Origin of the sequence: uncultured Kordia sp. (assembly GCF_947489565.1) — a bacterium.
GTDB lineage: Bacteria > Bacteroidota > Bacteroidia > Flavobacteriales > Flavobacteriaceae > Kordia.
In genome coordinates this window covers 166717-191471 of record NZ_CANLEA010000011.1, presented here as the reverse complement: position 1 = coordinate 191471, position 24755 = coordinate 166717, and the positions used below count along the sequence as shown (strand labels likewise).

At 35.0% G+C, this 24755-nt stretch carries 23 protein-coding genes; all 23 read right to left on the bottom strand.

Annotated elements, in window-relative coordinates; genetic code table 11:
- Positions 1-11 precede the first annotated feature (11 nt).
- The 23 genes from Q0845_RS16310 to wecC all read right to left on the bottom strand — a co-directional run bounded on the left by Q0845_RS16310 (position 12) and on the right by wecC (position 24752).
- Positions 12-1322 carry a UDP-glucose/GDP-mannose dehydrogenase family protein gene (locus Q0845_RS16310; RefSeq protein ID WP_298515422.1) on the bottom strand — a complete coding sequence of 437 codons (1311 nt, stop codon included), beginning with the start codon at positions 1320-1322 and terminating at the stop codon, positions 12-14.
- A 35-nt stretch (positions 1323-1357) separates the two neighbouring features.
- A complete protein-coding gene (locus Q0845_RS16305; RefSeq protein ID WP_298515420.1) occupies positions 1358-3391 on the bottom strand; it encodes a nucleoside-diphosphate sugar epimerase/dehydratase in 2034 nt (677 codons plus the stop codon).
- 57 nt (positions 3392-3448) lie between these two features.
- Positions 3449-4582: an aminotransferase class I/II-fold pyridoxal phosphate-dependent enzyme gene (locus Q0845_RS16300; RefSeq protein WP_298515416.1), complete on the bottom strand. Its 1134-nt coding sequence runs from the start codon at positions 4580-4582 to the stop codon at positions 3449-3451.
- 2 nt (positions 4583-4584) lie between these two features.
- Positions 4585-5196 (bottom strand): acetyltransferase, encoded by a 612-nt coding sequence (locus Q0845_RS16295; protein ID WP_298515413.1) that lies wholly within the window; start codon positions 5194-5196, stop codon positions 4585-4587.
- Positions 5197-5248: 52 nt separating this feature from the next.
- Positions 5249-5803, bottom strand: a complete 555-nt coding sequence (locus Q0845_RS16290; RefSeq protein ID WP_298515411.1) for a sugar transferase — start codon at positions 5801-5803, stop codon at positions 5249-5251.
- Positions 5804-5821: 18 nt separating this feature from the next.
- Positions 5822-6499 carry a PIG-L deacetylase family protein gene (locus Q0845_RS16285; RefSeq protein WP_298515408.1) on the bottom strand — a complete coding sequence of 226 codons (678 nt, stop codon included), beginning with the start codon at positions 6497-6499 and terminating at the stop codon, positions 5822-5824.
- The gene (locus Q0845_RS16280) at positions 6489-7442 is read right to left on the bottom strand and encodes a formyltransferase family protein (RefSeq protein WP_298515404.1); all 954 of its coding nucleotides are present in this window, start codon (positions 7440-7442) and stop codon (positions 6489-6491) included. The genes Q0845_RS16285 and Q0845_RS16280 overlap by 11 nt, the downstream gene beginning before the upstream one ends.
- A complete protein-coding gene (locus Q0845_RS16275) occupies positions 7435-8019 on the bottom strand; it encodes a sugar transferase (protein WP_298515400.1) in 585 nt (194 codons plus the stop codon). The genes Q0845_RS16280 and Q0845_RS16275 overlap by 8 nt, the downstream gene beginning before the upstream one ends.
- Before the next feature lie 4 nt (positions 8020-8023).
- The gene (locus Q0845_RS16270; RefSeq protein WP_298515398.1) at positions 8024-9265 is read right to left on the bottom strand and encodes a glycosyltransferase family 4 protein; all 1242 of its coding nucleotides are present in this window, start codon (positions 9263-9265) and stop codon (positions 8024-8026) included.
- A gap of 3 nt (positions 9266-9268) precedes the next feature.
- Positions 9269-11146, bottom strand: coding sequence for an alginate lyase family protein (locus tag Q0845_RS16265; protein ID WP_298515395.1), 1878 nt, complete (start codon positions 11144-11146; stop codon positions 9269-9271).
- A gap of 27 nt (positions 11147-11173) precedes the next feature.
- A complete protein-coding gene (locus Q0845_RS16260; RefSeq protein WP_298515392.1) occupies positions 11174-11977 on the bottom strand; it encodes a formyltransferase family protein in 804 nt (267 codons plus the stop codon).
- Between the two features lie 10 nt (positions 11978-11987).
- Complete coding sequence (locus Q0845_RS16255) at positions 11988-12515, bottom strand: hypothetical protein (RefSeq protein ID WP_298515389.1); 528 nt, start codon at positions 12513-12515, stop codon at positions 11988-11990.
- A complete protein-coding gene (locus Q0845_RS16250) occupies positions 12508-13539 on the bottom strand; it encodes a hypothetical protein (protein ID WP_298515387.1) in 1032 nt (343 codons plus the stop codon). Before Q0845_RS16250 ends, Q0845_RS16255 begins: the two co-directional genes overlap by 8 nt.
- 3 nt (positions 13540-13542) lie before the next feature.
- The gene (locus Q0845_RS16245) at positions 13543-15669 is read right to left on the bottom strand and encodes a bi-domain-containing oxidoreductase (protein ID WP_298515385.1); all 2127 of its coding nucleotides are present in this window, start codon (positions 15667-15669) and stop codon (positions 13543-13545) included.
- Complete coding sequence (locus Q0845_RS16240) at positions 15666-17015, bottom strand: O-antigen polymerase (RefSeq protein ID WP_298515382.1); 1350 nt, start codon at positions 17013-17015, stop codon at positions 15666-15668. The genes Q0845_RS16245 and Q0845_RS16240 overlap by 4 nt, the downstream gene beginning before the upstream one ends.
- 9 nt (positions 17016-17024) lie before the next feature.
- Positions 17025-17555, bottom strand: coding sequence for an acyltransferase (locus tag Q0845_RS16235; protein WP_298515380.1), 531 nt, complete (start codon positions 17553-17555; stop codon positions 17025-17027).
- Entirely contained in the window at positions 17539-18666 is a 1128-nt protein-coding gene (locus tag Q0845_RS16230) for a hypothetical protein (RefSeq protein ID WP_298515377.1), read from the bottom strand. Before Q0845_RS16230 ends, Q0845_RS16235 begins: the two co-directional genes overlap by 17 nt.
- Positions 18653-19852, bottom strand: coding sequence for a hypothetical protein (locus tag Q0845_RS16225; protein ID WP_298515374.1), 1200 nt, complete (start codon positions 19850-19852; stop codon positions 18653-18655). Before Q0845_RS16225 ends, Q0845_RS16230 begins: the two co-directional genes overlap by 14 nt.
- On the bottom strand, positions 19836-20339 hold the full coding sequence (locus Q0845_RS16220) for an acyltransferase (RefSeq protein WP_298515371.1): 504 nt from the start codon (positions 20337-20339) through the stop codon (positions 19836-19838). The genes Q0845_RS16225 and Q0845_RS16220 overlap by 17 nt, the downstream gene beginning before the upstream one ends.
- Positions 20340-20420: 81 nt before the next feature.
- Complete coding sequence (locus tag Q0845_RS16215) at positions 20421-21674, bottom strand: O-antigen ligase (protein WP_298515368.1); 1254 nt, start codon at positions 21672-21674, stop codon at positions 20421-20423.
- Positions 21675-21682: 8 nt separating this feature from the next.
- Positions 21683-22867: a hypothetical protein gene (locus Q0845_RS16210; protein ID WP_298515365.1), complete on the bottom strand. Its 1185-nt coding sequence runs from the start codon at positions 22865-22867 to the stop codon at positions 21683-21685.
- Between the two features lie 89 nt (positions 22868-22956).
- Positions 22957-23529 carry a hypothetical protein gene (locus Q0845_RS16205; RefSeq protein ID WP_298515363.1) on the bottom strand — a complete coding sequence of 191 codons (573 nt, stop codon included), beginning with the start codon at positions 23527-23529 and terminating at the stop codon, positions 22957-22959.
- A 17-nt stretch (positions 23530-23546) separates the two neighbouring features.
- Entirely contained in the window at positions 23547-24752 is a 1206-nt protein-coding gene (wecC, locus tag Q0845_RS16200; RefSeq protein ID WP_298515361.1) for a UDP-N-acetyl-D-mannosamine dehydrogenase, read from the bottom strand.
- Positions 24753-24755: the final 3 nt, after the last annotated feature.

Sequence of the window (24755 nt, the reverse complement as noted above, 5' to 3'; positions counted from 1 at the left end):
TGGTTTAGGTATTATAAAACTTCTTTGCGTCCTATAGAAAAATAAGCAAATCCTTCTCTTTCCATTTCTGCAACGTCGTATAGATTTCTACCGTCAAAAATGATCGGTTGGTTTAGGTTTTCTCTTAGTTTGTTGAAATTTGGTGTTCTAAATATGCTCCATTCTGTACAAATGATTAAAGCATCTGTATTTTCAATAGCGCCATACATGCTGTCTGCATATTCTAGTTTGTCACCTAATTTCTTTTTGACATTGTCCATCGCTTCTGGATCAAATACTTTCAATTTTGCTCCTTTTGCTAGTAATTCATCAATAATGTATAAAGATGGTGCTTCACGAATATCATCGGTTTCTGGCTTAAATGCCAATCCCCATAAAGCAATCGTTTTCCCAGATAAATCTTCACCTAAGTGACTCACTACTTTCGGAATTAACGCTGTTTTTTGTTTATTATTTACGTTGATGACTGCATCTAAAATTTGGAAATTGTATTGATTGTCTTTTCCTGATTTGTGTAATGCTTTTACATCTTTTGGAAAACACGATCCTCCATATCCAATTCCGGGAAATAAGAAACGTTTTCCAATACGAGAATCTGTTCCCATTCCAATACGTACTTTATCTACATCTGCGCCCACTTTTTCACAGAAGTTGGCAATCTCATTCATAAAGGTAATTTTCGCTGCTAAAAACGAGTTAGATGCGTATTTCGTTAGTTCCGCCGACTTTTCATCCATGATTAGGATTGGATTTCCTGAACGTACGAACGGCTTGTACAAACGCTCCATTAATTTCGTAGCTCTTTCCGAGCTTGAACCAATGACAATACGTTCTGGCTTCATGAAATCGTCTACGGCAAATCCTTCACGTAAAAATTCTGGATTTGACACTACATCAAAATCAACCGTAGCATTTTTGGCAACTACTGCTGTTACTTTTGCTGCAGTTCCTACTGGCACCGTACTTTTATCTACAATGACTTTATATTCTGTCATGAGTTTACCAATGTCTTCAGCAACGCCTAATACATAGGATAAATCTGCCGAACCATCTTCATCTTCTGGTGTTGGCAATGCTAAGAATATAATTTGTCCGTGTGTAAGTCCTTCTTCTAGTGAAGTGGTAAATTTTAAACGACCTGCGTTTATGTTTCTATCAAAAAGTATATCTAAATGAGGTTCGTAAATAGGAACCTCGCCGTTTTGCATTCGTGCTACTTTGTTTTTGTCAATATCAACACAAAGTACATCATTTCCTGTTTCAGCTAGACACGTTCCTGTGACTAGTCCTACATATCCTGTTCCTACAACAGTTATTTTCATCTATTAATTTTTAGCGCTTTTTATTTATGTATTGGTTATGATACTTTTTTGCCTGGTAATGTTTTGACGGTAGTATCTTTTCCTTTTTTGTCTAATTCTTCGTAGGAAGAATTCATACTTTTATATTCAGGAACCAATGCTTTCATTCTTTTTACTACTTCTACTTTGTCAAAAAGTGATGCAGAACTAATTAATTCAGCAATATTGCTGTTTATTTCTTCGTAATCATACATTTCTGCACGTGCAATCATAATTTTTTCATTGTACGTTGGCAGCGTTGTTGATTTGTCATTCAGTAATTCTTCGTACAGTTTTTCACCTGGACGCAATCCGATGATTTTGATATCAATGTCTTTGTTTGGTACAAAGCCTGCTAATTTGATGATTTTCTTCGCCAAATCAATAATTTTTACAGCTTCTCCCATATCAAATATGTAGATTTCTCCACCATTCCCCATGGCACCAGCTTCAAGTACGAGTTGACAAGCTTCTGGAATGGTCATGAAATATCGGATGATATCTGGATGTGTAATTGTTAATGGTCCACCTTCTGCTATTTGACGCTTAAATAAAGGTACTACAGAACCATTGGAACCTAATACATTTCCAAAACGTGTTGTTACATAATTTGTTACATAACGATTGTCATTTTTGAAGGCTTCTTGTAAGGTTTGCACATAGATTTCCGCAATACGTTTCGATGCTCCCATTACATTACTTGGGTTTACCGCTTTGTCTGTAGAAACCAGTACAAATTTGTCTGTTTTGAATTTTAATGCCGTATCTGCCACATTTTTAGTTCCCATCACATTCACAAAAATGGCTTGTGACGGATTGTCTTCCATTAACGGTACATGTTTGTACGCCGCCGCATGATAGACTACTTGTGGCTTGTAGAGATCAAAAATATTTTCTAGTTTTTCTTTGTCGCGTACATCTGCAATGACTGCTTCAAAATCTAGATCTGGAAAGTTTGATCTGATTTCCATTTGTATTTGGTACAAAGGCGTTTCTGCCTGATCGACAATGATCAATTTTTGCGGATTGTAATTCGCTACTTGTCGTGCAATTTCACTACCAATAGAACCTGCGCCACCTGTAACTAAAATTCTACGATCGTATAATTCTTTTGCAATTAACTTATTGTTTAAAACAATCGGTTCTCTTTCGAGTAAATCTTCAATTTGAACATTTTGAATTTGTTGCGCTAAGTTTACATTTTCCTTGTCTTCCATATCGGAAACAATCGGCGCTCTAAATACTTTAATGTTGTGCTCTAAACACTCATCTACAATTTTAATACGTTCTTCTTGCGTGATGGATTTATCGGCTAGTATGATAGCATTGGCTCCATGTGCTCGCAAGATAACTGCTAGTTTTCTTTTGAGATGAATGATGGGCAATCCTAGAATTTCTTTACTTTGATTTTTTCCTTTTTTGTCTACAAAACCAATCAATTTGTAACGTACTGGACGTTCTACTTTGAGTGCATTTGAAATTGCAATCGCGTTGGAATCGATTCCGTAAATCATCACCGTAATTTGATCGTCTTTGGCAGCATAATCAAAATACGCTTCAAAGACTTGCTTTACCAAGACTCGGAAGAGTAGTAATGACGAAAACGACATGGCAAAATAGATGAACAATCCTGGAATTAAGAACAGATTTTTTCCTCTAAAAATGTAATGCGAATAGCTTACTACTAATAATGTGATTAAGGTTGCTAACGATGCTAGGAAAAATTTAATCGCATCAATAAACGTAGAGTGGCGAATTAATCCTGCATAGGTTCTAAAAAAGATAAAGAATAATAAGTTGGTAATTAAGATCAGTCCTGACCTCGGAGAAAATCCGAAGATTGGTTCCGAAGGTAAACTTAAGTCGCTAATATTAATGTTATTGACAATGACACTTGTCAGAATCACTGCTACACAACAAATAAACATATCAAAGCATAAAATAAGCCATCTAGGTAAATAGCCTATATTCTTGAAATCAATGCGTTTTTTGCTTGACTTAAGGACTTGTTTTATTGCTTCTTTTATGTTTCTTGAATTCAATACCTTCATTTTCTCAAAAAAACAGATTCTTTATTTAACGATACAAATTACTTAATTTATTTGTTTCTATGCTAGAAAAGAAGCTATAAGTTGTGCAATACGTTCTTTTTCTTGTGTTGTTAGGTTCGATCCTGATGGTAAACACAGACCTGTGTTGAATAAATTTTCACAAACATTTGTTCCGTAATACGGGTATTTTTCAAAGATTGGCTGTAAATGCATGGGTTTCCAAAGTGGTCTGGACTCAATATTGTCTTCCCATAATGCCAAACGCAACTCTTCGCGCGTAAAGTTGGCTTTGCTTTCATCGACTGTAATACAACTTAACCAATGGTTTGAGAAATAGTCGTCATTTGGTTCTTCAAATACGGTTACGGCTTCTACATCTTTGAAAATTTCTTTGTAGAATGCATTCATATCTCTTCGAAGTCCAATGTGTTTTTCTAAAACTTCCATTTGTCCTCTTCCAATTCCCGCAACAATATTACTCATGCGATAATTGTATCCAATTTCCGAATGTTGATAGTGTGGTGCATTGTCTCTAGCTTGTGTTGCTAAAAAGATCGCTTTCTTTTTGGCTTCATCATCATTGCACACAATAGCGCCACCGCCAGAAGTTGTAATGATTTTGTTTCCATTGAATGATAAAGCTGCATATTCCCCGAAAGTTCCACAGTTTTGTCCTTTATACGTTGAGCCTAATGATTCTGCGGCATCTTCTATGATGGCAATTTCATATTTGTTTGCAATGGCTACAATTTCATCAATTTTTGCGGGCATTCCGTATAAGTGGACAGGAATGATTGCTTTCGGTTTTTTTCCTTTGGCGATTCTATCCTTAATAGCGGCTTCTAAATGATTGGGACACATGTTCCATGTTTCTGGTTCACTATCAATAAATACAGGTGTTGCTCCTTGATACAGAATCGGATTCGCGGAAGCGGAAAAAGTCATACTCTGACAAATAACTTCATCACCGGCCGTTACACCTGCTAGAATCAATCCTAAGTGAATTGCGGCTGTTCCGGAAGCCAATGCGCCAACTTCTTTTTGAGTATTTAGAAATTGCTTTAAATCATCTTCAAATCCTGTTACATTAGGTCCTAATGGAGCAATCCAATTGGTGTCAAATGCTTCGTGAATGTATTTTAATTCGTTTCCGCCCATATGCGGAGATGAAAGCCAAATTCTTGAGTTCATAGTTATTCTTTGTTGTACTTTTTTATTATTCCTGGATTTCCTACAACAACTGCATAGTCAGGAATATCCTTTATAATTACTGCGCCTGCACCAATGGTTGCCCATTTTCCAATTTTTATGTTCGGAATGACAATTGCGCCTGCACCAATGTGTGAACCTTCGCCAATACTCACATTTCCTGTAATGGTTGCATTTGGCGAAATATGCGCAAAATCACCAATATTGCAATCGTGTTCTATCACTGCTGCAGTATTGATAATTACATGCTTTCCTATTGTAGCATCTGCATTGATGTTGGTGCCGTTCATCACAACCGTGCCTTCTTCAATCGTTGCCGACGGAGAAATAATTGCTGTTTTGTGAATGAGCGTTGTAAAGTCGGTTTTTAGTTTTTGACTAATTACTTTACGAATTTTATTGTTCCCAATACTGATTAGAAATTTGTTTCCAGCATATGTTGCCATTTCCGCAGATGTCACAACTGGAATTTCATGAAGAAATTCACTTTTTGGATAATCGTCAACAAAGGCTTCCACCACAATATTTGTGCTTGTTGCCACATCTTTGACCACTTTTCCATGTCCGCTTGCGCCAAATAGACAGATGTTACTCATTTCTTGTAAATTTTAACGTAGTTGCTGGGTTTTTAGTGTTAATTTCTAGGAATCAGACTAGTTTTTGTATTGTTTTTAATAGTATTTTCAAATCTACTAAAAAACTTCTAGTGTGATAGTAATATAGGTTCATTTTAATTTTATCAGGGAAAATTACCTGATCATTGTATTGTTTTGGATTTTCTTGTGAAGCTAGTAATTGTTCTTCGCTTATGTATTTTAACGCTGCTTCAGAAGTAATTCCTGGTTTTAGCTTGAGTATTTTTCTATTTTCTCCTTCAAGTATATCGTAATAGCCTGGCACATCTGGTCGTGGCCCTACAAAACTCATGTTCCCTTTGAGAATGTTGATTAGCTGTGGTAATTCGTCAATTTTAGTTTTCCGCAGAAATGCGCCCCATTTTGAGGTTTTTTGTGAGCTTTCAAAAAGTGTTTTGTATTTGTATATGGTAAATGGTTTGCCATGTTGTCCTATTCTGGTTTGCAGAAAGAATCCATTTGACTGAAATGATATTGAGGTTACTATCCACAGTATGCAGATAGGCAAAAACAGTATTACGAGTAATACGAAAGAAAGTACTACGTCAAAAATACGTTTTCCAATCATTACATATAGCTTTATAGTTTATTTGGTAATAATCCTTTCTACAATAAAGCTTTCCGCTCTTTTTACACCAACTGTTGCGCCTCTGAATTTTGCTAATGCTTCAAAAGTTTCTGTAGATCGTGTGTGTGGAAATTCTTTGATTTGCGATTTAAAGAATCGCATTGCTTCTAGTTTTTGCTCAAAGAAATCTGATATGTCATTAAACATGTTTGGTATGAATGCTTTTTCTTGGTACGGCGCCCATTCTGTTTCGGATAGTGTTTCGTAACAGTAAATTTGTTCTATAGTATATGCTCCTTGCGGTCTGGCTGCGACCAAACTTGCGCGATATACTGCTTTGTGATCTTGATGTAAATCACCTGGATGCGGCAAATACAAGATGTTTGGTTGTACTTCGTTGAATATTTTAGAAAGCGCCACAGAAACTTTATATTCTGGAAAAGCATTCAATGCTGGCGCAGGAAAGTCTAAGAAAAATGTTTTTGTAACACCCAAATATTCGTGTGCTTTTAAGGCTTCTCCGCGAACTTTTGTAATGGCTTCTTCATTGAATAATTCTGGCGCACCAACATTGGCATTGGTTGCTATGATAATATATACTTCGTCTCCTTGACTGATTGCTTTGGCAATAGTTCCGCCACAACCTATAATTTCATCATCGGCGTGTGGTGCTACCACTATAATTTTATTCTTCATTTTTCAACCCTTTTTTGATCTTGTATATTTCGTCTTCTATATTGTATCCTAGCTTGTCTCCTACTTTTAGTTCTGCATCAGATTCGAGTTCTGTTTGTTGAATCCAAAGCAATCCTTCTCCACATTGTATTAAGTGTCCTTTTTCTTCATCTATTAAAAGTACACGTCCCACAACACCTTTGATATTGATGTCATTTTCTATTTGCGACTTCCATATGATGATTTTGTCATCTTTAAAGTACGAATATGCTCCCGGATGCGGCGCGCTGCTTGCTTTGATGAGTCTGTTAAGATAGTTTGCCGTATTATTCCAATTGATCCAACCATCTTCTGGACCTCTTTTTCCGTACCAACTTGCCAAAGAATAATCTTGCGGTTCTGGATTCCAATGTCCTTTTTTTAGCTCTGGCAGCCAATTATCTAACGCTTTGTGAATGTGAATTCTTATTTTTTCTTCTACACTTCCTGCATCGTCATTTTCTTCGACTTCAAAGAGTGATTGCGAAAATATTGGACCATCATCGGCACCTTTCCCCATGAGGAAAAAACTTGCTGATCCCATTTCTTTTTCTAAAGTAACCCAAGCAATTGGCGCTCTTCCTCTACCTTTTGGAAGTTTGGTAGGATGAAACCCAATACAACCCAATGTTGGCATTTGCAACCATACATCGTGTAATAATTGTGAAAAACCAACTGCAAAAATGATGTCTGGTTTTTTCTCAGTTGCCCAATTTACATGTGTTTCATGATTGATTCCTTTGAAAGCTCGGAAGTCTAAGTTATGTTTTGCTGCAACGGATCTTAAATCTGACAAACCTGAAACACGTGCTGCATTTTTAGGTTCGTGTCCTAATACACCAACAATATTGAATTGATGCTCCACTAGTTTTTCAATTGTGACTGCGGTTGTTTGTACAGCTCCTATGACAAGTATGTTATGCATCTGGTTTTTTTAAGAATTTTTCTTCTCCCATAAAAACAATAAGTACTGTTTTGAAAAGGATTTTTACATCTAGTAGAAAGTTTACATTTTCTACATAGTATCTATCGTATTTCCAACGTTCTGGCCAAGAAAGATATATGTTTCCATTGGTTTGCGCAAGTCCCGTTAATCCTGGACTTATTTTGATTCTTTCTCTACCATCTTCATTGAATTCTTCTTGCAAAGCTGGCATACACGGTCTAGGTCCAACAAATGACATATCGCCTTTTAGAATGTTGATAATCTGTGGTAATTCGTCTATTTTTAGTCTGCGTAAGATGGCTCCAACTTTGGTAACTTCTGCATTTCCTCTAAGAATTTCTTGACTCGTTTCTCTAGGTTTATCGGTCATCGTTCTTATTTTGAACACTTTGAAGGTTTTTCCATTTTTCCCCAATCGTTCTTGAAAGAAGAAGAAACTTCCTTTAGAGTCTAGCTTTACCGCAATGTATACAATGATAAATACTGGTACTAGTAGTAGACAAATGATTGCTGATACTAGGAAGTCGAAAAATCTTTTTATGATGCTTCTATACATGATTTTATAGAATTGTGTTGATTTTTTCTACATAGGTTTTCGCCAGAAGTTCTCTGTCAAAATGTGTTTTTGCATGTGCATAACCATCTTCACCCATTTGTTGAATTTCGGCAGCACTTTTACTCGCTAATTCTTTTGCTCCTCTTACGATGTCATCACTGTTTTCTGGTTCTACATAGACTCCGCATTTTGCATCGTTTACCAATTCGCGCGATACACCATCAATTGCTAATAAAATTGGGCGTTTGCACGACATATAATCAAACGTTTTGTTTGAATAAATGGTTTTAAAGGTATCTACTTTTTTGAGTACAGAAGCTCCAGCATCGGAAGCAAGTATGTATTTGAATACTTCTTGTTTGGATACAGGATCTCTGAAGATAACATTGGATAGATTTCGCTTTTTTGCTTCTTCTATTAAAGATTCTTTACGCATTCCGGCGCCAATGAGTTGAAAGACAATGTTGGTATCTGTGAGTTTTTCTGCGGCTTCTACCAATTGAATTAAATGATTTGCCACACCATGCGCACCTACGTAGGTAATGACAAATTTGTCTTTTAAACCTAATTCTTCTTTAAAAGCAGCAGCATCAAAGTTTTCTTGTACTTTTTCTGCCAAGGTAAAATCGGCAGCATTTGGAATGAAGATTATTTTTTCGGCAGGTACTTTTTTGTTTTGAATGAGTTTGTCTCGAAACGCTGGCGTTAATACATTGATTAATTTTGCTCTTTTGTAGATGAATTTTTCAAACCAATAGGCAAATTTTATCATGATGCCACTTTTTAAAACGCCTGTGTCAATTGCTGATTCTGGCCATAAGTCTCTAATTTCAAAGACAAATGGTGTGCGTTTTAATTTGGACAAAATATACGCTGTAATTCCCACAAATAACGGTGGTGATGTCACTACAATGACATCATATTTTCCTTTTGCTTTAAATAATCCTGCATAGATACTAGAGAACACAAAAGAGAAATACGCCCATAGTCTTCCTAGAAAACTTACATTGTAGCTTTCGGATACATGACAACGTACAACATCTACTTTTTCATAGAATTGTTCGTCTTTGAAGGTAAATTTTCCTTTGTAACGATCTGCTTTTTTTCCGGTGGCATAGTGCACCATTCCTGCAAGCACCGTAATGTCATGACCTTGATTTGCCCATACTTGCGTCATTTCGTTAAAACGCGATCCGCCGCCATCTCCTTTTTCTAAGAAATACTGATGAATTAGTAATATTCTCATCTGTTATTTGATACGTATTGTAGTGTTAAACACATTCTTTTCGCTTGCAAATGTAAGCCTTATTGCCTTTTCTTTTACACCATAATACCCAGAAAACCATTTTTCTTCTGTTAACGGTTCTATAGGATTCCCATTTTCGTCGGTTGTGGTGATTTCAATAGCATCTACATGATCGGGATGTAAGTGCCAGTATTGGTATATTTTTCTGTTTCCTTTGTTTTGAATGGTATCGGTAACTTCCCAGGTATTTTTTCCTTGAGGTTTGGTTACTTTTCGCGTGTGTTGTATGTTGTTTCCAAGCTGTTTGAACGCGTGAATTGTTCCTTCAAATTTATACGTGTCGTTTTCTTTTTTCAGGCTCGCTTTTGCTTTGTTCACCCAATAAAACCATATGAATCGTCCGCCTTTTAGCATTTGATCTGCTTTGTCAACACTCACCGTATTATGACCTTCTGCGCCGTTGAAATAGTTGACATCGTCTAAGCCTGCATTGTATTTATATGAACCTGTATCTCTTAGGTAGTTGATTCCATTTACCCAAATATCTAAATGTAAATTGTCTGATTGAAAAGGTCTGTCTTTGTGAACACCGCAACGAATAAATGTTTTTGTATTTCCATCTTGCGAAATGTAATACCCGCTTTTTTCAAACGTGCTAATTTCTGGCAATGCTTCTTGCGGTTGTTTTTTAGGCTGAATTCCATACCAAAGCACACTATTGGATTCAAAATGTGTGTATCCGTGTAAAACGGCACGCAAATCGTCTAGTTGCGATCGGTATAATCGGTAATCATCATCTGTAAGCTTGAAGAATAGTGCACCATCGTTAGAACCGTAGTTTGGCAGTTTTCCTGTGATCGGATCTGTACAAGCATCTAGAAAATCGAGTGATTTTTGAGCGCGATCGTAGACTACATCACTAAATTTTTCATTGTTGAGTTTTGCCAACTGAATTCCCAAAGTAAATAATTGAATAACGACTCTATGATAGTTCATCGAGAATTGCAAAAAGGTACCATCTTCATAGATTTGATAGGCGATTTCTTGCTCGAACCATTTTTTCCCTTTTTTACTCCACTTTTCTACATTAGGCATAAACGGAAAGAGTTTTGCCGAAAGGTATAACATTAAAGTTTCGGTAATGGCGTGATTGTTACGCACTGTGATACGCGAGAAATTAATGTTGTGATATATGTGATGTAGTTTCCAGTAGATGTTGTGCATTATTTTTTGAAATAACGCATCTGTTAGGTTGGGCGAATCTTTGTAATAGTATAGTGCAAACATCCAGTTCATGATGCGCAGACTTGCTTCTTGGCTACATTTGTAGTTAGGTCCTTGATTGATTGGATTTTTTTCGATGAAGTCTTCTATTTCAGAAAATACAAATTCCGATTGATCGTCTTCAAAATGATAGTCATAACGAACTAAATCGTATATGTACGAGAAACGTGCTTTTTCCCATACGTATTTGATGTCGCCAGCTTCTTTGGATAAGTCTTCTACTTCAGACCAGTGTTTGTTAATGTTGTAACGATATCCTGTAGATGGATTGACTAACCAATTGTATTCTTTTCCAAGTTTTATTTTGGTTTTATTGAAGAAGGTAAAGATTCCTTTTTGAATTTCCTCATAGGTTTTTACAAGTGCTTCTTCTTTTTGTTTTGGTAGGTTTGGAATGTCTTTTCCGTAAAAGAAAAATGGCGGCAAGTTGTTTTTCCAATCTTCTAAAGAAATGTATTTTTTCTCCTTGGGATTTGTTGGAAATACTTTTTTCTGCCAGCCGAGTTTTGATTTTATCGTATAAAAGATTCTAAAAAAAAGGTAGCGTGCACCCATGTTTGAGATAAAGTTGCCTATCCTTTTTATTTTTTGAATCATCGGTATTTATTTTTGTGTTTTATGCTCTTATTTTGATCGTGTCTGCTGCTGTAAGTATTGGTCGCCAATTTCATTGAGATGTTTGTCTATAATGTAATATTGTCTTCCGTCTTCTTCTGCTTGCGGTTTGCGCTCTATTTCTCCTTTTAAGAAACCTATGATGGTTTCTACAAAGCTTTGCGTCATGATAGGCTCAAAACGTGCTCGTAATGATTTTATGGTTTCGTTTTCGATGAGTTTTACATCAAATACCTTTAAGATATCTCCTGTATCGACACCTTTGTCCATAAAATGCACCGTGAAACCTATATTGTCAAGGTCTTTTTTGAATACAGGCCATTCTACCACATCCATTCCTCGATATTCTGGCAGTTTTCCCATGTGACAGTTTAGTACACCAGCACCAGCATTGTCCAAAATATTTTTTCGGATTAATCCGCCGCCAGTAAATACCGTAACATCTACTTGTTTTTCTTTGAGTTTGTTTTCTACAAGTTTGCTGTTTAGGTCATCTACAAAACATACTTCAACACCTTTAGCTTCTAGTTCTTTGATGTTTTTTAGCGTAATGTTTTGTTTCTTTCGGTAGTCAACGATCGTTTCTATATTCGCAAATGCGTCGTACGCTTTGTTTTTTAGCACGAGTTTTTTCCAGATTTTTTTCAATAGACGTACGCCGTCTCTAGAAAATTCATCTTTAAACCTTGATAGGGTAAATTTTTTCACAAAAACCACCTCAATTTTTACATCATTTCGCATCAATAATTCACTCACCGATGTAGAATATAAACTTGCTGGATTTGGAGAGATTAAAGCAACTTTTTTTTGCATCTTGATCGTTTTATAAATTCTTGATTAACTTGTGTACTACTACAATGTTGTACGAATATTGCACATTGCATTGACTATTGAGAAAGCCTTGTTTTGCAAGCGGTTTTTTTCGCAATATTTTTAACGCAAGACTTAAGTAGCGACTGTCGTTTGTAACAGTATAATATTCTAACAATAGTGTTACTACATTTTGAATAAACGTGATTCTTTCTTCCTTTTTTGCGTAGTTTTTTTGAATACGTTCTTCAATACTACTTAATCGGAATTCTAAGAAACGGTATATTTTTTTGCACCAAAATAGATGGTCTTTATTCGTAGCATCCAAATTTGCTCGCAAGTTTACAATGTCTTCAAGTGTAATGGTTTTGAAGTATTTGTATTTTGGCAATGTTGCATTGGTTGAAGCCGTATTTTTACATACAATATCGTTGTATCCAATTTTTGTATGGAAAGCTTCATTGCAATATGCGAGCTGCGCCTGATTTTTTTTCAGATTTGCTTGATGTGCTGCAAGTTTTGAGAATAATGTATCAGTCATTGATCTTGTATGTATACGATTTTCCATCTACTTTGTTGAGCGCTTCAAAGAATAGCGGAAAGCTATCACTGCTTTGTTCGCCATCTGCAAAGGCAATAACGCCCCATTTAAAGTAGCGCATTGGTAATATGTCTTTTTTAAATTTGGCAAGTTCTGTCCAAGTTTCTAAATCTTTTGAAACAAATAAGTGTGCATAATTGTCAAATACACCATCGCCAATTTCTACACTAGAAGCTGCCATAAAATAACCATCCGATAGTTCTTTTACATACCAAACTGGTCCAGGAAAGCCTTCTTTTTTAGTGATTTCATACGACTTTCTATCCATTTCATAATGATAGCTTCTTTCAATCGGAGAATCCATAATCCAATGTACCGCATCTTTTTGGAAAATGATACTTACCGTACGATAGGTTTGACTTCCGTCACCAATTCGCTCAGGATCTGTAAAATTGGCATCCGATTTCATTACGATATTCTCGTTTTCAAAATCGCCCGTAAGCGTCCATATTTTATCTTCATACTTATCGTAATAGCAACCGTGAATGTGTTTTATTTCTCCTGCTTTGAATTGATAGATCACTTCCCACGATTGTCCGTTATCGGTACTTTTATACACATTTACAGGTTTACGATCACCGTTGTTTCCATATTCACCAAAAAACAATTCTCCTTGTTTGTTAGTACATAAGGATTGATGCAATATGTTTCTACAGTTTTTTAGTGTCAGCGTTTCTTTGAGTTCGTTGGTTTCAAGATTGTAACTATACACTTTGTACTTTCTGATAAGTACTAAAAATTTTCCTGATGTAAATACATTGCATTTGTCTAATCGCAACGCACGTCTAGACAAACGGAAAAGTCCAAACACATTTTCTACAAGTCCCGATGGTAATTTTACCGTACAATTGTAGTTGTTGTATTTTACTTTTACCTTATTAAATTTACTCGTAATAATATCATTTCCACTATAATAGTGTACAACTTCCGAGCTTGGTAGTTTTTTTATTCTCTCAAGATTCATGGCTTATTCTGTCACGTTGACCCATTGCTTTGTTTTAAGACTTTCTATAGCCGCAAAACTAGCTTTGGTAGCATTTATCACATCTTCAAATGGCATTATTGGATCGCCACCTTCATTTAAAAAGGTCATCAATTTACTGAACTGATTTTTATGTCCTTTGTTTAGCTTTGTTTTCATTTTTTTGAAACCTTTGATGTTGTATCCTTTGGTTTCTCTGAAATTATCCATGATAAGCGTACTGTTGTTAAAGTATACTTCTAAACGTTCTTTAGAGTAACTTTTAGCTCCGTTTGAGAAGTAGTTTACAACACCTGTTGATCCGTTTTCGTATTTTAATAGGATACTTGCATTATCTGTATTTTCTGCTGGATTTTCGCCCATTGCATTCATCATTACAGATTTTACCTTGCTTCCTGTTAAGTACGAGATTAAATCAATATAGTGTACTCCTTCTGCAATAATTCTTCCGCCGTTAACATCCATGTCATGGAACCAAGTATCATACGGAATATGTCCTGCGTTCATAGTCGCAACTACATTCAACACATTGTTTCCTACTAAGCTTTTCATTTTTTCAATATGCGGAGAAAAACGTCTGTTAAATCCAACTGTGATTGATTTCGTATTGTCCTTTGCATTGTAAGCATCAATAACTGCTTGTAATCCTTCTGGATTGATTGCTAATGGTTTTTCAACGAATACATGCTTGTCATGTTTCAATACGTCTAATACCATTGGTACGTGCTGGTTTGGACGCGTGGTAATCATCACCATATTTACATTGTCATCTGTCAACATTTCTTTGTAGTCAGTAACACTGTATTCAATATTGTGTTTCTTGGCAAGTCCAGTTCCATTTACGCCTCCTGAAGAAGCCACATATTTTAAATCGGCTGCAGAACCTTTTAATGCAGGAAGCAACGTCATTTTTGTGAAGTTTCCAGCACCAATGATTCCTATGGTACTTTTAGAACCACCAAATGTTTTTTCGTTTACTTTTAGCTTTCTGTTAGGAACTCTATCTCCTTCTTTATATTTGATTAATGAAGCAATAGATTTTGAGCTTCCTATAGAGCCATATATTTTATCGTAGTCTTCTAAGTCAACTACTTCAGAGATTAACTCTTGTACTTTTAATTTTCCTGTAGAAATCAGGTTTAAAACCGCTTCAAAGTTTCGCTTTTCTGTCCAACGTACAAATGGTAACGGGTAATCTTTTCCATTAAATTCGTATTCGTCATCGTATCTTCCTGGTCCGTATGAACAAGATACTTGGAAGCTTAATTCTTTTTCATAGAAATCTGGTCTAGAGATATTAAGTCCTATGATTCCTACCAATACAATTCTACCTCGTTTACGGCTCATATTTGCCGCATCTTTGATGATTGCATTATTTTTTGCAGAAGCTGTAATGATTACCGCATCTGCTCCTACTTGATTTGTAGCATTCATTACAAAGTTTACAGGATCGTTTCCTTTTATCGGATTGAACGCCGTAATTCCTTTGCTATTGGCAATGGCTACTTTGTTATCATCAAGATCGTATCCAATTACATTACAACCGTTTGCGACTAACATTTCGGCAGTTAATAATCCTACCAAACCTAATCCGACTACAACAATAGTTTCTCCTAATGTTGGTTTTGTTAAGCGAATTCCTTGCAAACCAATAGATCCAATGACAGCAAATACAGCTTCTTCATCACTAATATTGTCTGGAATGTGTGCGACTAAGTTTTTAGGTACAGAAACAAATTCTGCATGTTGTCCATTAGAAACAACTCTATCTCCTACTTTAAAATCTGTAACGCCAGCACCTACATCGATCACTTTACCTACATTACAATATCCTAATGGTAATGGTTGCTCTAGTTTGCTAAAAACAGCTTCTAGCGTTGGCATTAATCCTTCAGATTTGATTTTATCCAATACCATTTTCACTTTATCTGGTTGCTGTCTTGCCTTTTGGATAAGGGAAGCTTTTCCAAATTCAACTAGCATTCTTTCCGTTCCTAGTGAAACTAAACTTCTAGTCGTTTGAATGAGCACCTGACCTCCTTTTACCTTTGGAGCCGGTAGTTCTGCTAATTCAGTAACTCCAGTTTTAAAAGACTGTAATATTTGTTTCATGAAGATATTGTATTTAATTTAGTATTAGATTTTTTTAATTTGAATCGTATACCTACAAAGAAGTATATGATGAAAAATGGTATTATTGATATGAAGAATCTTGAGTAAAACCCAAGAAATTCTGCGTAATAAAACATGGTTGCAAACATGATGGCGGTAAAGAACGAGGTCATTCTGACAATGATGTATTTTGACCTGTTTAATCGTTTCAACAGGAAGCCAATGAGAATTGCAATTCCTATTGGAAAAGCAACCATTCCTACGACGCCATAATTCATTTGCAGCTCGGTAAAAAATCCTGTAGTCAATGATGAGTTTCTTTGTCCTCCAATTACATAACTACCTGGATCAATAAAGTTTTTTAATTTTGGTCCTGCTCCTAAGGGTTTGTTTGGCCACATACTTCTAGGAACAAGGTTGGTAAATCCTGCTACGTAAGTTTGTCCCCATAGTTTTTCATGATCGTTTTCAAGAAGCCACATGATATTTTCATGATTTCCAAAAGCTCCATTGAGCGATTTTACCAATGAGTATTTGAACTCTTTATGTCTAGACGCATATAAAGCATAGCGTTCTTTTCCAATATTAAAGAACAATGTAAATGCAATGATCAGCGCAAAAGAGATTGCTCCTATTATTTTTGCTTGCTTTTTATTTAGTTTGGTATTGAGCATTTTATTATTGATGAGCCAAGCGCCGCCAATAATGAGTAACATGGTAAATATGGAGTTTCTGTTACTGTTAAGCGTATAATACGTAACACTTACAAGGATAGAAATTATGGTAAAGAAAAGTGCTCTTCGTTTGAGTTTTTTCCTTGTTGCTAAAAAGTAACAGAAGATAAATATAAATGCAGAAAGGTAAGACCAGTGTGCAAATAATATTTGTATTCCTTTTCCTTGTCCGTGACTGATACGGTCTCTTAGATATTCGGTAACTCCGATAGAAAGAATTACAGATAAGTTTTTATAGGAGAAATAAGCTCCTACTAAGAAAATAAATATGTTTATGTTTAAGATTCTTCGAACCTCTTTGTTTCGTCCTTTTACGTCTTTGAATACTTGATAGTAATCCAATTTGAATCTGGAGAAAAAGACCATGAAGACCAATTGTCCAACAACGACAAGTATGATGGAAACTAGTATGGTGATGATGCTGTATTCCTCCTGATATCGAAAATAATCAGAGTTTATCTGCATTAAGGGCAATAGCAAGTGAATGATACCAAAGAATAGTGTACCCAAAACAAGAGGATTAGAATAAATTGCTCCAATCCCTCTTTGAATGATAAAATAGGCCGTAAAGCCTAATACCAAGATTAATAATATTGCTAAGAATATAATCACGTTATTTCCCTACTCGTTAAATCCAGGAATATCTACCTCTGGAAATTTTGATTTTAAAAATTTTCTTGAGTCACCTACAATTTTCCCTGGACTTCCTATGTAAATACTAAAGTCAGGAATATTACCTCTTACTACAGTTCCTGCACCGATGATGCAGCCTTTTCCAATTTTACAACCAGGCATGAGTATGGTTCCTGTACCTACAAAGGCAAAATCACCAATTTCAACTCCTTTTAAAATTCCTAAAGGTTTTGGTTGTGGAATGTCAAATGCTTTTGCTACAGTGTGCGGAGACCAATCGTGTGTTAATACACGGATATAACTAGACATAGTAGCTTCTTTTCCTATAGAAATTAAGCTGTAGTCAGTTCCATCAAACCAAATTTTTGAAGAAATGTAGTTCGGTTTTCCATTAAACTTCATTCCCCATTTTTTGAAGAATTTATACTGAATATTGGTCGCTCTTCTTGGACTAAAATTGGAAACCATCTTTACCAAGATGAAGAAATATATTTTTTCTAATTTACCTGGTTTCTTCATTGTTTATTTTTTTAAAAAGTTCTTTTAATTGATCTTCATAATACGGCATAATATACGAATATTGTTTCGCATTCGATTTCAATTCTACTAGTTTAGATGTATCTGTCAATAGTTTCTGAACTTCATTCACTAATGCATCTATATCATTGTAAGGAACAATAATTCCAAGGTTGTTTTCTTTTATAAATTTTGCCGACTTTACTTCTTCATTTACAATGATGCCTATTCCTGTTTTGATAGCATCTCCCCATTTATTAGATTCAGCATATTGATTGATCTCTAATTTTGGATCGTAATACGTAAGTACCAAATCAGATATAAAATAGTTTGCCAGCGTTTCAGCGTTTGATAGTTTGCCTCTGTATATTACATTTTTGTGTTCTGCCAATTGATTTGCAGCATCACAATCTAGCTTTCCTATGAGCAATACTTTTAGATCTTCTTTTTCTAGTCGATTTACAAGCATTAACGCTTCATTCATTCCACGACCTGATCCAAGCCAACCGTTAATATTTATGACAAAGCTAGCAGGTTTTTCTAAATTCTCACTGATTTGTTTGGCTTTTTCTAATTGACTTTCGCTCGGTGTATTTTTTAATACATAAAATTTCTTCGATTCAAATTGATATCGAGCGTCACCAGGCACTACATGATAGGTTACATTGCGCGAAGTTTTCTTCTCTAAAAACTTAAGTATTTTATCAATAATTGACGGAAATTTGAAGAGCATCGAAAAACGATCAGCATCATCAAATACAACTTTGAATCTTTTAATTTTAGAAGCTAGCATTACTGGAAATGCACTTTCAAAACCTAGTGCCCAAACGATATCGTTTTTTCCAAATTTAAAACAGTAAAAGAAGGTTTTTATCATCCACATGAAATACAACCATTTTACTTTTCCTGTTCCGTATCCGCCACCTTTAAGAATAATTTTTTTGTCAATTTCAAAGTCAAATCGCTTTTCTTCTCGTTCACCAGGAATTCGTTCCCATCCAACATGGCTTATATTTTTGTATCCCAATTCGTCATGCAAAAACAAGGTAAGTTTATACAAACGAGTTCGTTCCGATAACGAAGAAAGTGGTGCAACTATCTTAATGTTTTTCATTGTCAAAAAACTTAATGGCGTAGGTATGAGAAATGATCAAACGCATTGTCCAATGCAATGCTGTTAAGCCTGCAATTCCAACAACTAAGACATTTGTGTCCATACCTGTGATTAGTACTACTAAAATTAAAATTATATATGCTATTAAAACGCTCCAGTTGAGTCCGGCCGTTTTGTATAGATGTTTGTTACTTGCAAAAACTCCCAAGTATAGCGAAGATGTTGTGTATACCGTTCGAATCATACACGTTATTAATACAGCTAAGGTTAGCCATAAGTTTATTTCGCTAAACGAAACATTTTTGAATCTATCTAATAAAAATATACCTACTACAAAAGATATTGTTGCCATTACAATCGCAAAGATGATAAGCTTCAATTGTAATGAGTTGTAATCTTTTCTGGTTACAGTTTCTTTGGCTCTTAGTTTTGGTCCGATAATAAATCCAATAAATCCGTTGGCACTTAGTATGATTGGACTAAAGATGGCAAAGTACATAAACAACTCTGACGAAATAGCATCGTTTCCGTAGAGGTTAATTATAAATTGTTCTCCATACACCGCACTTGTAAGCGTCATGTTATGAAGAAAAAATGCGACTCCAGTTTTTCGGTAATCTTCGTATTTTAATGCAACCGCATCTTTTTCAGGAGCTCTGTATAGATTTGTATAGATTACGATGAGCGTAAGACAAATAACAGCAAGACTGATTCCTAAAAAGCTAAGCATTTGTTTTTGAGCCACTAAAAAGAAAATGATCACCAATACTATTTTCCAACCGTTGGTAGCCAATTGTGCTATGGTATATTTTTGATTGGCTCTAAAAATTCCGGATAGAAAAACAGTAATTGAAAATAGGTTGAGTATGATGAAGAATAACCAGATTCTTTCTATGGGATAAAAAATCCACACGAGTGTCGTTCCAATAACACTCAGTAAGAATGATTGAAATAAGAACTTTTTCTTGATGTAGAAATGCAATTTAGGTTCGCGAACCATTACCTGATCAAAACCTAAAATACAGAAACCACCGAGAATAAAGATACTGGATTTATAAAATGCCCATTGGCTTATAAATTCTTTACTATAATCAGCAGTTGATATGTAAATATCTAAAAAGAAAAAACTAGCGAGTCCTAATCCGTACAGCGCTAGTGACGGTAAAATTTTAAGAATTCTGTTCATTGAGTTCCTCCACATTTCTCATGGCAATCTTTTTCGCTGGATTTCCAACATAGATTCCATAAGGTTCTGTATCTTTTGTAACAATAGCTCCTGAGCCTATGATACAACCTTCTCCCAAACGTTTTACTGATGGCATAATAAGTGCATCAGATCCAACCCATACATAGTCTTCAATAACTACATCAGAATAGGTAATACCATTTTTTTGCCAATTTTTAAATTTACCATTCACATCATGATTGTGTGTAAATATTTTAGCTCCTGATGAGATGGCAACTGCGTGTCCTATTTTCACGCCTCCAGAGTAGTCGATATATACTCCTTTTCCAAGGTTTATTTTTCCTGTACCTTCAAAACTAGCATTACTGTTTCTGTGTGCAGAAGAGATATCGACACCACTATCTACGTATAGTTTCGGAGCAGCGTAATATTTTCTATAAAAAAACCATCGTATACCTCGCAAACCACGAACTTGAAAAATATCCATGTTCTTGGTTAAGAGGATCATTATTTTAAGAATGACGTTGTTCTTCACTACTTTTAAAAATTTTTAGCAAATGTAGTAATTTTAGGCTTCTTCGTTTGATTTTACTGAGAAAAAACAATAAAAGAACGTGAAAAATGAAATTCCTACATATCGATTTAATACCGTTTCAGAAACAGAAAAAATAAATATTAATGCTATGAATGAATATTTTAAATATTTGTATTTTGAATGTTGACGTATAATCGTAATCACATAGGTTATTAATACTGCCAAGTATGCAAGAAAACCAAAAACTCCTGCTTCTCCAAATACTTGCAAATATTGATTGTGCGAATTGAATCCTACCTTATCTAAGATGTTGTAACTCCAACCTACATTTTCATGCATTCGTGCGTTAAAAGCAATGTCAAAGCCTTCTTTTCCGTAGCCCCATAAAGGATTTTCGCAAACGAGTTGATACGAACCTTTCCACATTTCCCATCGGAATCGTAAGAAGTCTTTAGGAATGGACTCAGGTTCATTGATATATTTCCAGGTTTGCGATACATATTCTGAAAATCTTGGCGAAATGAACATCGCTACGATGAAGAATAACGGAAATAACAATAAAATGTATGGCTTTTTAGCTTGTAGGATGACAAAAAATAAGATGACTCCTAAACCTAAGATTCCTATTAAACTGTTGGATAGAAATATGTTGATGACAAAAAATAAAATCAGCAGTAATTTGTGAAGCATTTTCCAACGCAGCACATACCATACAAGCGCAATAGCCAAACATAAGTACACGCCATAGTAAGAACGATCCATGAAGTTTGGAAAGTGAATGGAATAAAAGTGATTCATCCAATGTTTGCTTCCTTTGAAAACTATTTTCTTTTTGTCCTCTATTTCTAGGAATTCAAATGTGCTCCAATTAAAATCGTTGATAAAAGGCTCTATAAAGTTTAGAACACATCCTAAAACCACACCAAATACAAAGAATTTACATATGGCGTAAAACGTTTTTTTGTCTATGTGAACCACCGAAAATATAATAGGAACTGCCACTAATGAAAACCGTTTTTCAATGGTTTTGATAGAAATGACTTCATCTACCAAAAAATGAGTAAAAATGTAAATACTGAATAGAATCAGCAATACACTTAAAGGTTTTAGCTTTTTAAGGTTGAGTTTTTTGATGTTGAATATGCTGAGTGCAAAAAGTGCCACCAATAATAGTGTAGAAATCTTTTCGCTCACATTCATTACAAATGCAAAGGCTATGAGCAATAAAACGATGTAATCGTTCAGCGTGTTTTTCTCTTTGAAATAGTTTTGAATTGCAGCTTTCATGTATAAAATTATAGCTTATTTGTGGTTGATACACTTTTACTTAAATATAAAAAGACAACTACAAAACAAAAAGAATTTGTAGTGGAGAAGAACAGGTTTCCGCCAAGAGAACACACAAATAATACGACTAAAAATAATACTACATATAGCGTTTTTGGTTTGTTGGCTAAGAATACTTTCTTTAATACTAATAAGTACAAGCAAATACCTATCATTCCAAAAAAGAGGAAAATGTCTATAAATTCAAATTCTACGCGATGCATTCTGAAATCCATTCCACCAATAACGTATTGCAAAGCCGACCAGTTTTCGCTGATGTATGCAATGGTATCTTGTAGTAGCAAATCTCTCTTTGAGGTAATGAACGTTAAGAGTCCATGTTTTTCATACAAATAGGTTCCAAAGTTGAACGAATTGATTGCAAGTTGAATGAGTTTATCTTTCAATACAAACCCGGATATTAGCAAGATAGCAATGAACGATATTTGATATTGTAATTTTTTTAGCAGATATAAAATGTGAATAAAGATCAATATTCCGATAAATAAATAACCCGATTTTGTTCCCAAAAACACAATGGCAATGAGCATAAATACCGTTGTCCAATAGCTGTAATTTTGATAGCGATAACGCAAATAGGAAATTATAGCTAGTAACATGTACAGATAGGTACTGATACCAGGTTCGGCCATAATTCCATTAAAACCGAAACGATCTGTATGCGGATAGGATTTGAAAAGATTGATATCAAACAATGCACCTAGTAAAATGAGCATTAGATTGAACTTTCCTATGAAAAGCAAGACATTGATAGGCTTTTCAAGTTCTTTTTTTCCTAAATCTTTGATTCCGATAATCAGCAGAAAAAAGAAGATTCCTTTAAAAAAATAATACGATCGGTTGTAAATGACTTGATTGGGAACTTCTTGAAATATTTTTATTAAAAGATCAACTCCAAATACGATGAGAAGTCCATAAATATACCATGCAAACTTCTTTTTTCGCAAGTACATGACAAAATAAATAAAAAGCAGTGCTACTGCCGATAATTTTAAAATGGTACTTGGATAGAGTGGAATCCTTACGGAAAAGATTTCTTTTAAAAGTTTGGACAAGAAGTTAAAGAAAAAAAGGAGCGCAGTAAAAATAGCTAAGCTTTTGTTAGATATAAGATTACTAAATATTTTTTGCATCCTTTTTTTAAGTCTTATATATGAATGTATGCGATAAAGGTCTCTTTGGATAGGATTCCAAAAAGACCTTTAGCATGTATTGTTTTGAATTATAAAGAAAAGTTTTTAATAAGTAACTTTTGCTTTTTAGGATTTAAAATTCCATCCTTGGTGTATAAATATGCTTTTACTTCCTTCACTTTGGTAACATTAGCAGGATAATCCGCAAACACTACTACAGGATATTTTCCTTCTCTCATTACTTTACATTTGGTACTTTTTACCATAAATCCTTTTTTCTGGTCTTTTTTAGCCAGTTCTTTAGGGTTTTCTGGATATAGCATTACTGCTAATGTGTACTGAGATAGTGCTTCTAAGTTTGTATCATCTCCTACATAAAAAAGAAAACTATGTGTTCCTTCAGCGCTTCCTTTTACCACTCCAACTTCTTCAAATTGAATATCTTCCGAGAATTCATGTACATCTTCACGAATGATTAATGGTTCCGCAGAAAGCTTCGAAATTTCAGGAAGTGCCATAATTGCCAATTCTTTTTCTGTTGGCTTTTTTACTTCCGGTTTTTTAGTTTCTTCCTGCTTAGGCTCTTCCCCATTTTTCTTTTTTTCGTCTGATCCACATGCAATCAGAAAAAGACCTAAGGCTACTACTAATACTTTTCTCATAATTACGTTCTTATGTTTTATTTATAAATTCCACAAAAATCTAGTGTTTGCTTTACTCTTTCAGAATTAGCAAACTCTCTATGCGCAACCAAATATACAATAATATCTGCTTGTTCTATAGCATCTTCCCTATCGTAAATTTCATATTTGTTGTGCGACTTAATATTTGGCTCAACTGCCAATACGTTGAAACCATCATTTACTAAAGTAGCTACTACTTGTAATGCTGGAGATTCACGTAAATCGTCAATATTTGGTTTGAAAGCCAATCCCATACAAGCGATTTTAGCGTCTCTACCATTGTCTATCTTAAATTGTAACGCCGTACTTTTTACTTTTTCAATAGCCCATTCTGTTTTGTAATTGTTGATTTCTCTTGCCGAACGAATGATTTTCGCTTGCTCTGGAAATTCAGAAACAATAAACCATGGATCTACTGCGATACAGTGTCCACCAACTCCTGTTCCCGGTTGTAAAATGTTTACACGCGGATGCTTGTTGGCTAAGTTGATCAATTCCCAAACATTGATTTCTGCTTCATCACAAATCATAGAAAGCTCATTTGCAAAGGCAATTTGAACGTCTCTTGATGAGTTTTCAACCAACTTACACATTTCTGCTGTTCTAGAGTTGGTTTTGTGCAAGGTTCCTTTTACAAAGTGTCTGTAAAATTCAACTGCTTTTTCAGTAGACTCAGGGTTGATTCCACCAATAGCTCTATCGTTGTGCTCTAATTCGTAAATTACATTTCCTGGCAATACACGTTCTGGACAGTATGCCATGTATATTTTTCCAATCAATTCTGGACGTTCAGCTTCAATAACTGCTTGCATTTTTTCAGTAGTTCCTACAGGACTTGTAGATTCTACAATAACCAATGCACCTTCTTTTAACGTTGGTAATAAAGCTCTTGTTGCTGATTCTACGTATGAGATATCTGGCTCATAATCGCCTTTAAATGGTGTTGGCACAGCAATTAAATATACATCTGCTTCTACTGGCGATGTACTTGCTGTTAGGTATCCATCTTTTACTACTTTGTGTACCAAACCATCTAAGTCTGGTTCTACGATGTGGATTTCTCCTTTGTTTATTGTATCTACAACATGTTGATGAATATCAACTCCTGTTACTTTAATTTCTCTACTTGCAATTAACGCTGCGGTAGGAAGTCCAATATATCCTAGACCTACCATCACAACACTTGGTTTGTTACTTCCCATGAT

Bases quoted from the DNA above. Each gene is read 5' to 3' on its own strand.
- Q0845_RS16310 (WP_298515422.1), bottom strand. From the start codon at position 1,322: ATGAAAATAACTGTTGTAGGAACAGGATATGTAGGACTAGTCACAGGA.
- Q0845_RS16305 (WP_298515420.1), bottom strand. From the start codon at position 3,391: ATGAAGGTATTGAATTCAAGAAACATAAAAGAAGCAATAAAACAAGTC.
- Q0845_RS16300 (WP_298515416.1), bottom strand. From the start codon at position 4,582: ATGAACTCAAGAATTTGGCTTTCATCTCCGCATATGGGCGGAAACGAA.
- Q0845_RS16295 (WP_298515413.1), bottom strand. From the start codon at position 5,196: ATGAGTAACATCTGTCTATTTGGCGCAAGCGGACATGGAAAAGTGGTC.
- Q0845_RS16290 (WP_298515411.1), bottom strand. From the start codon at position 5,803: ATGATTGGAAAACGTATTTTTGACGTAGTACTTTCTTTCGTATTACTC.
- Q0845_RS16285 (WP_298515408.1), bottom strand. From the start codon at position 6,499: ATGAAGAATAAAATTATAGTGGTAGCACCACACGCCGATGATGAAATT.
- Q0845_RS16280 (WP_298515404.1), bottom strand. From the start codon at position 7,442: ATGCATAACATACTTGTCATAGGAGCTGTACAAACAACCGCAGTCACA.
- Q0845_RS16275 (WP_298515400.1), bottom strand. From the start codon at position 8,019: ATGTATAGAAGCATCATAAAAAGATTTTTCGACTTCCTAGTATCAGCA.
- Q0845_RS16270 (WP_298515398.1), bottom strand. From the start codon at position 9,265: ATGAGAATATTACTAATTCATCAGTATTTCTTAGAAAAAGGAGATGGC.
- Q0845_RS16265 (WP_298515395.1), bottom strand. From the start codon at position 11,146: ATGATTCAAAAAATAAAAAGGATAGGCAACTTTATCTCAAACATGGGT.
- Q0845_RS16260 (WP_298515392.1), bottom strand. From the start codon at position 11,977: ATGCAAAAAAAAGTTGCTTTAATCTCTCCAAATCCAGCAAGTTTATAT.
- Q0845_RS16255 (WP_298515389.1), bottom strand. From the start codon at position 12,515: ATGACTGATACATTATTCTCAAAACTTGCAGCACATCAAGCAAATCTG.
- Q0845_RS16250 (WP_298515387.1), bottom strand. From the start codon at position 13,539: ATGAATCTTGAGAGAATAAAAAAACTACCAAGCTCGGAAGTTGTACAC.
- Q0845_RS16245 (WP_298515385.1), bottom strand. From the start codon at position 15,669: ATGAAACAAATATTACAGTCTTTTAAAACTGGAGTTACTGAATTAGCA.
- Q0845_RS16235 (WP_298515380.1), bottom strand. From the start codon at position 17,555: ATGAAGAAACCAGGTAAATTAGAAAAAATATATTTCTTCATCTTGGTA.
- Q0845_RS16230 (WP_298515377.1), bottom strand. From the start codon at position 18,666: ATGAAAAACATTAAGATAGTTGCACCACTTTCTTCGTTATCGGAACGA.
- Q0845_RS16225 (WP_298515374.1), bottom strand. From the start codon at position 19,852: ATGAACAGAATTCTTAAAATTTTACCGTCACTAGCGCTGTACGGATTA.
- Q0845_RS16220 (WP_298515371.1), bottom strand. From the start codon at position 20,339: ATGGATATTTTTCAAGTTCGTGGTTTGCGAGGTATACGATGGTTTTTT.
- Q0845_RS16215 (WP_298515368.1), bottom strand. From the start codon at position 21,674: ATGAAAGCTGCAATTCAAAACTATTTCAAAGAGAAAAACACGCTGAAC.
- Q0845_RS16210 (WP_298515365.1), bottom strand. From the start codon at position 22,867: ATGCAAAAAATATTTAGTAATCTTATATCTAACAAAAGCTTAGCTATT.
- Q0845_RS16205 (WP_298515363.1), bottom strand. From the start codon at position 23,529: ATGAGAAAAGTATTAGTAGTAGCCTTAGGTCTTTTTCTGATTGCATGT.
- wecC (WP_298515361.1), bottom strand. From the start codon at position 24,752: ATGGGAAGTAACAAACCAAGTGTTGTGATGGTAGGTCTAGGATATATT.